Genomic DNA, 9,771 nt, shown 5'->3' on the forward strand with positions numbered 1-9,771 from the left:
CCGTTTCGTATTCGACGTGGGCGGTGTTGATGGTGATGCCGCGCGCTTTTTCTTCAGGCGCCGCGTCGATTTCGTCGTACTTCTTGGCTTCGCCGCCGAACTTGGCGGACAGCACGGTGGCGATTGCTGCGGTCAGCGTGGTCTTGCCATGGTCCACGTGGCCGATCGTGCCCACGTTCACGTGGGGCTTGGTGCGTTCGAACTTGCCTTTTGCCATTTTTCCGACTCCGAAAAAAATCTAAAACCAACACAACAACAGGATTTGGCGCACCCAACAACTGGATGCGCCTGAAATTTGGTGCCCTTGGCGGGAATCGGACCCGCGACCTCTCCCTTACCAAGGGAGTGCTCTACCACTGAGCCACAAGGGCAAAACTCTCTCGATCAAACCAAAATGGAGCGGGAGACGGGAATCGAACCCGCGTCATCAGCTTGGAAGGCTGGGGTTCTACCATTGAACTACTCCCGCGTCCGCCTCTCGGCTTCATCTGGTGGAGGGGACTGGATTCGAACCAGTGTAGGCGTAAGCCAACAGATTTACAGTCTGCCCCCTTTAGCCACTCGGGCACCCCTCCGGAGAATTTGGAATTATAGCACGTATTTTCCGCATCCGACTTCCGCATGGACTGTCGGCGCAGACATCTGGCGCGGCTGGCGGGGATCGAACCCACGACCCTTGGCTTCGGAGGCCAATACTCTATCCACTGAGCTACAGCCGCGTGAGTGACTTGATGCAGCCTGCGATTATCGCACGCAACGGGCAAGGCTCAGGCCGCGCTCCCTGCTGGCAAGCGCAGACCCAGCCCCAGAATGAACGCATCCGTGCTGGCCCGCCCCACCCCGACCAGGTCGAAATGCCCGCCCCCCAGGAGCCAGTTGCGGATCAGGCCGTCGAACATGGCATGCAGTCCCATGGCGGCATTCGTTGCCGTCGCGGGCAGCGCCACCTTCTGCAGTCGCGCGGCTGCTTCGAAGTCCCGCGCCAATTGGCGTGTGAAGCCCTCCGACGCCGCCATGTGGCGGTCGCGAACGCCCACCATCTCGCCGACATATTCGACCTTGTACAGGGCAATTTCGAAGACCCTGCGAATGCGTTCGTCCGACGCGACACTGGACAGCACCAGCGCCATCACCGCCCGCAGGCGCTGCACGGGGTCTGGACAGGTGCTGCTTTCAAACTCGCCATAGCCCCGCTCCAGCGGCAGCGTGACCCGATCCATCATGGCGCCGAAAAGATCCGCCTTGTCCTTGAAGTGCCAGTAGATCGCACCCCGGGTCGTCCCCGCCGCCCGGGCGATGTCGCTCAGGGACGCCTGAGAGACGCCCTTCTCGCCAAAGACCCGCTCCGCAGCGTCGATCAGACCGTTGCGCGTGGCGATGGCATCTTCTTTGGTTCTGCGCGCCATGGTTGTCAATACCTCCTCAATGCGCAGCAATTATACATTCACGCATGTATGTATAATTGCCCGCTTGAAATTTCGCCGGGCGATGCCTTTGGCCAGTCTCCCCGCCCCCTGCAACCCTGCCGACGCCAATCCAAAGGACTTCCATGCCCATACTGCGTGATGCATCCGCCATTCCCTTTTATTGCCGCAGGGCCCTGGCCTTGGCATCCACCGGCGCCGTGGCCATGCTGCTGGCCGCATGCGGCAAGGCCGATGCGCCGTCGGCGGCGAGCGGCGGCGCTCAGCCCCCCTCCGTGGAAGTCGGGGTGATCACGGCCACGCCCGGTGATGTCGGGCTGGTGACCGAACTGCCGGGCCGTGTCGAGGCGTCCCGTGTGGCCCAGGTGCGCGCGCGCGCCGCTGGCATCCTGCAAAAGCGCCTCTTCCAGGAGGGCAGCGACGTGAAGGCGGGGCAGCCGCTGTTCCGCATCGACGCCGCGCCCTACGCCGCCGCCGCCGAAAGCGCTCGCGCCACGCTGGCGAAGGCCCAGGCCAATCTGGCGCAGGCCAGCGCCCAGCTCGAGCGCTACCGCCCGCTGGTCAGTGCCAACGCCATCAGCAAGCAAGACTTTGCCAACGCCGAAGCAGCCGAGAAGCAGGCGCAGGCCGACGTGGCCGCCGCCAAAGCGGCGGTGCGCACGGCGGACATCAATCTGGGGTACGCCAGCGTCACCGCACCCATTTCGGGCCGCATCGGCCGCGCGCTGGTGACCGAAGGCGCACTGGTGGGCCAGGGCGAGGCCACGGCCCTGGCCGTCGTGCAGCAGATCGACCCCGTGTACGTCAACTTCACCCAGTCGGCCAGCGATGTTTTCCAGCTGCGCCGCGCGATGGAAAGCGGCCAGTTCAAGCGCGCGGTCGGCGGCGAGGCTGCCAGCGTCAAGCTGGTGCTGGGCGACGGAACGGAGTACGCGCAGGCTGGCAAGCTGCTGTTCACCGACCTGTCCGTGGACGCCACCACGGGCCAGGTCACGCTGCGCGCCGAAGTGCCCAACCCCAAGGGCGAGTTGCTGCCTGGCCTGTACCTGCGCGTGCGCATCGAGCAGGCCCAGGCCAGCAACGCCATCACCCTGCCCCAGCAGGCCGTGACCCGCACCCAGCAGGGCGACACCGTGAGCGTGGTGGGCGAGGACGGCAATGTGTCCCAGCGCACCATCAAGGTCAGCGCCGCGCAGGGCAACCGCTGGGTGGTCCTGGACGGGCTGAAAGCGGGCGAAAAGGTCATGGTGGACGGCTTTCAGAAACTGCAGATGCTGCCGCCGGGAACGCCGGTGAAGCCCGTGCCCTGGCAGGTGCCGGGCGCCGCCCCGGCACAGGCTCCGGCATCCGCTGCTTCGGCTGCCAAGCCATAAGGGGCGCTCCAGCATGGCCAAGTTCTTCATCGACCGCCCCATCTTCGCCTGGGTGATTGCGCTGTTCATCATGGTGATGGGCGGCGTGGCGATCACGCAGCTGCCCATCGCGCAATACCCGCCGGTGGCTCCCCCGTCCATCGTCATCAACGCCGCCTACCCCGGCGCGTCGGCGCAAACGCTGGAAGACAGCGTGCTGTCCGTCATCGAGCGCGAGATGAACGGCTCGCCCGGGCTGATCTACATGGAGTCCGTCGCGCAGGCCGACGGCTCCGGCAGCATCACCCTGAGCTTCCAGCCCGGCACCAACGCCGACCTGGCGCAGGTGGACGTGCAAAACCGCCTGTCGCGCGCCACGCCGCGCCTGCCCTCGGTGGTAACGCAGCAGGGCGTGCGCGTGGACAAGGCGCGCAGCAACTTCCTGCTGTTCGCCATGCTGGCCTCCGACAACCCCAAGTACACCCCGGTGGAACTGGGCGACTACACGGCGCGCAACATCCAGCCGGAGCTGCAGCGCGTCAAGGGCATCGGCCAGGTGCAGTTGTTCGGCAGCGAAAACGCCATGCGCGTCTGGATCGACCCCGACAAGCTGCGTGGCTTCAACCTGTCGGCGGCTGACGTAACGGCGGCCATCAGGGCACAGAACGCGCAGGTGTCCGCCGGTGTCATGGGCGACCTGCCCAACCTGCAGGGCCAGGGCATCGCCGCCACGGTCGTGGTCCAGGGCCAGCTGTCCAGCGTCGAGCAGTTCGGCAACATCGTGCTGCGCGCCAATACCGACGGCGCCACCGTCCGGCTCAAGGACGTGGCGCGGCTGGAGCTGGGCGGCCAGAGCTACGCCACCTCTGCGCGCCTGAACGGAGCCCCGGCGGTGGGCCTGGGTGTGCAGCTTGCCCCCAGCGGCAACGCGCTGGAATCGGCGCGCCTGATCCGGGAGAAGATGGACGAGTTGCAGAAGTTCTTCCCCGAAGGCGTCAAGTACACCATCCCCTACGACAGCTCGCGCTTCGTGAAGATCTCCATCTCGCAGGTGGCCGAAACCCTGGTGGAGGCCGTGGTGCTGGTGTTCCTGGTGATGTTCCTGTTCCTGCAGAACTGGCGCTACACCATCATCCCGACCATCGTCGTGCCCATCGCCCTGCTGGGCACCTTCGCCACGCTGCTGGCGCTGGGCTTCTCGATCAACGTGCTGACCATGTTCGGCATGGTGCTGGTGATCGGCATCGTGGTGGACGACGCCATCGTGGTGGTGGAGAACGTCGAGCGCATCATGAGCGAGGAGGGCCTGTCCCCGCTGGAGGCCACGCGCAAGGCCATGCGCCAGATCTCCGGCGCCATCATCGGCGTGACGGTGGTGCTGATCTCCGTGTTCGTGCCGCTGGCCTTCTTCGCGGGCTCCACCGGCAACATCTACCGCCAGTTCTCTGCGGTGATGGTGGCGTCGATCAGCTTCTCGGCGTTCATGGCGCTGTCGCTCACGCCCGCGCTGTGCGCCACGCTGCTCAAGCCGGTGGAAGCCGGGCACCACCATGAAAAGCGCGGCTTCTTCGGCTGGTTCAACCGGGGCTTCGCCCGCACCGCCAAGGGCTACGAGGGCCTGGTGGCGCGCATCCTGCGCAAGGCCGCGCGCTATCTCCTCATCTACGGCGCCATCCTGGCGGTGCTGGTGCTGGTGTACACGCGCATTCCCACGGCGTTTCTGCCGCAGGAGGACCAGGGCAACATCCTGGTGAACGTGCAGCTGCCGCCAGGCGCCACGCAGGAGCGCACGCTCGAAGCCATGAAGCAGGTCGAAGGCTTCATGCTCCAGCAGCCCGAGGTGCAGAGCATGGTGGGCGTGCTGGGCTTCTCGTTCTCGGGCCAGGGCCAGAACGCAGGCATCGCGTTCGTCACGCTCAAGGATTGGAAGGAGCGCCGGGAAGCCTCGCAGTCCGCCAGCGCCCTGGCAGGCCGCGCCTTCGGCGCGCTGTCCAAGGTGCGCGATGCCTTCATCTACCCGCTCAGCCCCCCGGCCATTCCGGAGCTGGGCACCGGCAGCGGCTTCTCGTTCCGCCTGCAGGACCGCGCGGGCCTGGGGCACGAGGCCCTGGTCAACGCGCGCAACCAGATGCTGGGCATGGCCATGAAGAGCAAGGTGCTCACCGGCATCCGCCCCGAAGGGCTGGAAGACGCGCCGCAGCTGCAGATCGACATCGACCGCGACAAGGCCCAGGCCCTGGGCGTGGGCTTCGACGCCATCAACAGCGCCATCTCCACCGCTTTGGGCTCCAGCTATGCGAACGACTTCCCCAACCGCGGCCGCATGCAGCGCGTGGTGGTGCAGGCCGATGCGCCCGGGCGCATGCAGCCCGAGGACCTGCTGCGCCTGAACGCGACCAACGCGCAGGGCCAGCCCGTGCCGCTGTCGGCGTTCGCCTCGACCCGCTGGATCAAGGGTGCGCAGCAGACCGTGCGCTACAACGGCTACCCTGCCATGCGCATCGCGGGCGACCCGGCGCCGGGCTACAGCAGCGGCGCGGCGCTGGCCGAGATGGAGCGGCTGGCCGCGCAGCTGCCGCCCGGCTTCGGCTTTGAGTGGACGGGCACCTCGCGCGAGGAAAAGCAGGCAGGCTCGCAGGCCATCGTGCTGTACGGCTTTGCCGTGCTGGCCGTGTTCCTGTGCCTGGCGGCGCTGTACGAGAGCTGGACCATTCCGCTGGCCGTGATCCTGGTGGTGCCGCTGGGCGTGCTGGGCGTGCTGCTGGCCACGCTGCTGCGCGGCTACGCCAACGACGTGTACTTCCAGGTGGGGCTGATCACCATCATCGGGCTGTCCGCCAAGAACGCCATCCTGATCATCGAATTCGCCAAGGACCTGCAGGCCCAGGGCCGGGGTCTGATCGAATCGGCGCTCGCGGCCGCGCACCTGCGCTTTCGGCCCATCGTGATGACATCGCTCGCCTTCGGCCTGGGCGTGGTGCCGCTGTTCATCGCGTCCGGCGCGGGCTCGGCCAGCCAGCGCGCCATCGGCACCGGCGTGATCGGCGGCATGGCCACGGGCACGGCACTGGCCTTGTTCTTCGTGCCCATCTTCTTCGTGGTGATCCGCAGCCTGTTCAAGGGCAGCGCGCGCCAGCAGGCGATGGACCTGCGCCATGCGCAAGAAGCAGGAGTTGGAACCCATGACTAAATTCGCCGCCCTGGCGGCAGCCGCCGTGCTGGCGGGCTGCTCGTTCATCCCCGCCTACGAGCGCCCCGCCGCGCCCGTGCCGCCGGCCTACGCCAACGCCCCCGCCATCGCTGGCGCGGCGGCCACTGTGCCCTGGCAGGACTACTTCGCCGAACCCCGGCTGCGCCAGCTCATTGCGACAGCGCTTGCCAACAACCGCGACCTGCGCGTGGCCGTGCTCAACATCGAGCAGGCGCGCGCCACCTACCAGGTGCGCCGCGCCGACCAGTACCCCAGCGTGGGACTGGCCGCCAGCGCCACGCGCGCCCCATCGGTCGTCACTGGCGAGCTGACCAACACGTTCAGCGTGGGCCTGGCCGTCTCGGCCTGGGAGATCGACTTCTTCGGTCGCATCGCCAGCCTCAGGCAACAGGCCCTCGCCCAGTACCTGGCCACCGAGGAAGGCCGCAACGCCGCGCAGGTGAGCCTGATCGCCGCCGTCGCCAACGGCTGGCTGAACCTGCTGGCCGACGAGGAACTGCTGGACCTGTCGCGCCAGACCCTGGCCTCCCGCGAGGAGTCCGTGCGCCTCACGCGCATGCGGCTGGATGCGGGCGTGGCATCCGAGCTGGATATCCGCCAGGCCGAGTCGCTGACGCAGGCCGCCCGCGCCACGCTGGCCCAGCAGCAGCGCCAGCGCGCGCTCGACGAAAACGCCCTGGCGCTGCTGCTGGGCCAGGCGCTGCCCGACGACGTGCGTGCCAGCCTGGCGGGCAGCCGCCTTGCCAGCGCCCCGGCCATGGCGCCGCTGCCCGCCGGGCTGCCGTCCGAGCTGCTGACGCGCCGCCCCGACATCCGCCAGGCCGAGCAGCAGCTCATCGCCGCCAACGCCAACATCGGCGCGGCGCGGGCCGCGTTCTTCCCGCGCATCGCGCTCACGGCGCAGGCGGGCACGGCCAGCGGCGAACTGTCGGGCCTGTTCAAGGACGGCTCGTGGGTCTTCTCCCTCGCCCCGTCACTGCTGCTGCCCATCTTCGACGCGGGCCGCAACCAGGCCAACCTGGAAAGCGCGCAGGCCGGGCGCGCCATCGCGGTGGCGCAGTACGAGAAAGCCATCCAGACCGCGTTCCGCGAGGTGTCGGACGCGCTGGCGGGCCAGGCCACGCTGGGCGAGCAGGCCCAGGCGCAGCGCCAGCAGGCCGAGGCCGAGGCCAAGCGCCTGCAACTGGCCGACCTGCGCTACCGCAACGGTGTGGCGAGCTACCTGGACCTGCTGGATGCGCAGCGCTCCCTGTTCGCCGCCCAGCAGGCCGTGGTGCAGGTGCAGCTGGCGCAGTTGCAGAACCAGGTGGCGCTGTACAAGGCCCTGGGCGGCGGCGCGCCCACTGCGGCGGCGGGTGGCTGAGGCAGGCGGGGCGGCAGCCACCCCGCAGATATAATTTTGGGTTGATTGCAATCAAAGCCCCCGATAAAGCAGAGGACGTCATGAGCGACACCCACCACGAAGAAGCCCACACCGGCCCGATCAAGAACCCCAAGCAGTTGCTGATCGCGACGCTGTTCTCGTTCATCGTCCCGATCTTCGCCATCATTGGCCTGGTCATGTACGTCACTTCGGCCGACAAGCCCGCAGCGGGCGCGGTCAACCCCGAGAAGGCCATCGCCGAGCGCATTCAAAAGGTCGGCATGGTCGAGGTCCGCGACGCCAACCGCCCGCTGCGCAGCGGCGAGGAAGTCTTCAAGGGCCAATGCGCTGCCTGCCACGCCACGGGCGCGGCGGGCGCTCCCAAGCTGGGCGACGCCGCAGCCTGGGCCAGCCGCATCAAGACCGGCCTGGACGCGCTGGTGCAGTCGGCGCTCAAGGGCAAGGGCGCCATGGCACCGCAGGGCGGCGGCGACTTCAACGACACCGAAATCGCCCGCGCCGCTGCCTACATGGCGAACGCGGCTGGCGCCAAGTTCGCCGAGCCCAGCCCACCGGCTGCGGCGCCGGATGCCGCAGCATCCCAATAAAGCAGCCTGCGCACACTGCAAAGCCGGCCCCGCAAGGGTCGGCTTTTCTTTTGGTCAAATCGGCCTCCAGCGCTTACTGGATAAGCGCAGGCAGCTATCAAAACTATAGTTTTTGCTGCAAGGCCAGCGGGCTCGTCGCATAGCCGTGGCGCGCGGGCAGTTGGTCGGCCCGCACCTCGTCGGGCTGGGGCCAACGCCCGGCTTGCACGGCCTCGGCGGCCAGGGCTACGTCCAGCGTGTGGACCAGGCCCAGCCCCAGCGGCGTGGCGAGGTACAGCCGCCCTTGTTCGTCCAGCAGGCATTCCTGCACGGCGGCGGCGGTGCGGCCCGTGTGGGACAGCACCGCAAAGTCCGGCTGGATGCGCCAGACCCAGGGCGCCGCTTCCAGCTCCACATAGACGCGCTGCGGCCCGTTCTGGAAGAACCACTGGCCCTGCGCGTCCGCCTCGTAGTTGCGGCCTATGAACTCAATGAGCTTTTCGTGCTGCAGCAGCGAGCCTTTGCTTTGCGGGAACGGCCCCCCCGCCTGCGCCGCAGCGTCGCGCAGGTACCAGCGGCCCCGCGCGTCCAGCCCCAGCCAGCCGTAGCAGTGGGGCACGTTGGGCCACTTGGCGATGGCCTGCCTGACGATGTCATCCATGCGCGGATTGTGCGCCCGTATGTGGTGCGCCCGCATGTGCGGCCAGCCAATCGCCCACCGCCTCGGGCATGGCGCGCACGTGCCCCGGCGGGCGCCCCCGCGCAAAGCCGACGTGGCCGCCGTGCCGGGGCTGCCACAGCGTGACGAAGCCGCCGCCCACATCGTGCTGCCCCGGCAGGCTGGCGGCGGGCACGAAGGGGTCGTTGCGCGCATTGACCACCAGCGCGGGCACGCGGATGCGGTGCAGCAGCGGCTTGGCCGAGGCGCGCTGCCAATAGTCCTCGGTGTTCCTGAAGCCGTGTACCGGCGCGGTGAAGGCGTTGTCGAAGTCGTACAGGTCGCGCGCGGCCAGCAGCGCCTGCCGGTCGAACAGGCCCGGGTGCTGCGCCAGCTTGTCCAGCGCCTTGGGCACCAGCGTGTGCATGAACATGCGCGTATAGACCAGCCGGTTGAAGCCGCGCCCGATGGCCCGCCCGCCCGCCGCCAGGTCGATGGGCGCGCACACGGCCGCGACGGCATCCGCGCTGCGCGCCGCGTCCTCGCCCACCTCGGCGGCCCAGCGCAGCAGGGCATTGCCGCCCAACGACACGCCCACCGCCATCAGCGGCCCTGCATGGGGGCCATGCGCGGCGCGCAGGCGCTGCAGCATCCAGCCGATCTCGGCATGGTCGCCCGAGTGGTAGGCGCGCGGGGCGCGGTTGATCTCGCCGCTGCAGCCGCGAAAGTGCGGAATGGCGCAGGCCCAGCCGCGCTCGCGTGCGAGGCCCGCGAACGCCTCGCAGTAGTGGCTGCGCGACGACCCTTCCAGCCCGTGGAAGACGACGAGCAGCGGGCGCGCCGCTGCGTCGTCGCTGTCGCCGCCATCTTGCAGAAAGTCCACGTCCACGAAGTCGCCGTCCGGCGTGTCCCAGCGCTCGCGCCGGTATGCAGGCCGGGGGCCGGACAGCACGCGGCGCGACCACAGCGCGGGCCAGATGGTCTGAAGATGCCCGCCTGGGAGCCAGCGGGGCGCTACATAGTTCATAGCTGCTTGCACTTATTGAATAGGGGCGGTTTCAAGTCCAAGCGCAACAAATATTCAATGCACAGGGTCTGGCTGCTGGCTCAATCGAGCCAAGTGCTCGGCATAGACCTCAATGGGCTTGCGCCAACCCAGGGTCATCCTGGGGCGGC

General features: G+C 68.1%; 8 protein-coding genes and 4 tRNA genes. 4 read left to right on the forward strand and 8 right to left on the reverse strand.

The window, feature by feature from the left end:
- The 6 genes from QM569_RS16170 to QM569_RS16195 form a co-directional block, all read right to left on the reverse strand.
- On the reverse strand, positions 1–217 hold a 217-nt coding region (locus QM569_RS16170), incomplete at its 3' end, for a GTP-binding protein (RefSeq protein ID WP_414986276.1).
- 79 nt (positions 218–296) lie between these two features.
- A tRNA-Thr gene (locus tag QM569_RS16175) sits at positions 297–371 on the reverse strand.
- A gap of 24 nt (positions 372–395) precedes the next feature.
- Positions 396–469, reverse strand: a tRNA-Gly gene (locus tag QM569_RS16180).
- Between the two features lie 20 nt (positions 470–489).
- A tRNA-Tyr gene (locus QM569_RS16185) sits at positions 490–575 on the reverse strand.
- A 68-nt stretch (positions 576–643) separates the two neighbouring features.
- A tRNA-Arg gene (locus QM569_RS16190) sits at positions 644–719 on the reverse strand.
- A 48-nt stretch (positions 720–767) separates the two neighbouring features.
- On the reverse strand, positions 768–1,406 hold the full coding sequence (locus tag QM569_RS16195) for a TetR family transcriptional regulator (protein ID WP_414988262.1): 639 nt from the start codon (positions 1,404–1,406) through the stop codon (positions 768–770).
- Between the two features lie 143 nt (positions 1,407–1,549).
- On the opposite strand from QM569_RS16195, the gene QM569_RS16200 reads away from it, so the two are divergent.
- The 4 genes from QM569_RS16200 (at position 1,550) to QM569_RS16215 (ending at position 7,958) form a co-directional block, all read left to right on the forward strand.
- Complete coding sequence (locus tag QM569_RS16200; RefSeq protein ID WP_414988263.1) at positions 1,550–2,797, forward strand: efflux RND transporter periplasmic adaptor subunit; 1,248 nt, start codon at positions 1,550–1,552, stop codon at positions 2,795–2,797.
- Between the two features lie 13 nt (positions 2,798–2,810).
- A complete protein-coding gene (locus QM569_RS16205; protein ID WP_414988264.1) occupies positions 2,811–5,966 on the forward strand; it encodes an efflux RND transporter permease subunit in 3,156 nt (1,051 codons plus the stop codon).
- On the forward strand, positions 5,959–7,350 hold the full coding sequence (locus QM569_RS16210) for an efflux transporter outer membrane subunit (RefSeq protein ID WP_414988265.1): 1,392 nt from the start codon (positions 5,959–5,961) through the stop codon (positions 7,348–7,350). Before QM569_RS16205 ends, QM569_RS16210 begins: the two co-directional genes overlap by 8 nt.
- Positions 7,351–7,430: 80 nt before the next feature.
- Complete coding sequence (locus QM569_RS16215; protein WP_414988266.1) at positions 7,431–7,958, forward strand: c-type cytochrome; 528 nt, start codon at positions 7,431–7,433, stop codon at positions 7,956–7,958.
- A gap of 103 nt (positions 7,959–8,061) precedes the next feature.
- On the opposite strand, the gene QM569_RS16220 is transcribed toward QM569_RS16215, so the two are convergent.
- Positions 8,062–8,598, reverse strand: coding sequence for a DUF2946 family protein (locus tag QM569_RS16220; RefSeq protein WP_414988267.1), 537 nt, complete (start codon positions 8,596–8,598; stop codon positions 8,062–8,064).
- Positions 8,591–9,622, reverse strand: a complete 1,032-nt coding sequence (locus tag QM569_RS16225; protein ID WP_414988268.1) for a YheT family hydrolase — start codon at positions 9,620–9,622, stop codon at positions 8,591–8,593. Before QM569_RS16225 ends, QM569_RS16220 begins: the two co-directional genes overlap by 8 nt.
- Between the last annotated feature and the right edge of the window lie 149 nt (positions 9,623–9,771).

The organism is Acidovorax sp. (assembly GCF_047607405.1).
In the GTDB taxonomy this organism is placed as follows: Bacteria; Pseudomonadota; Gammaproteobacteria; order Burkholderiales; family Burkholderiaceae_C; genus Acidovorax.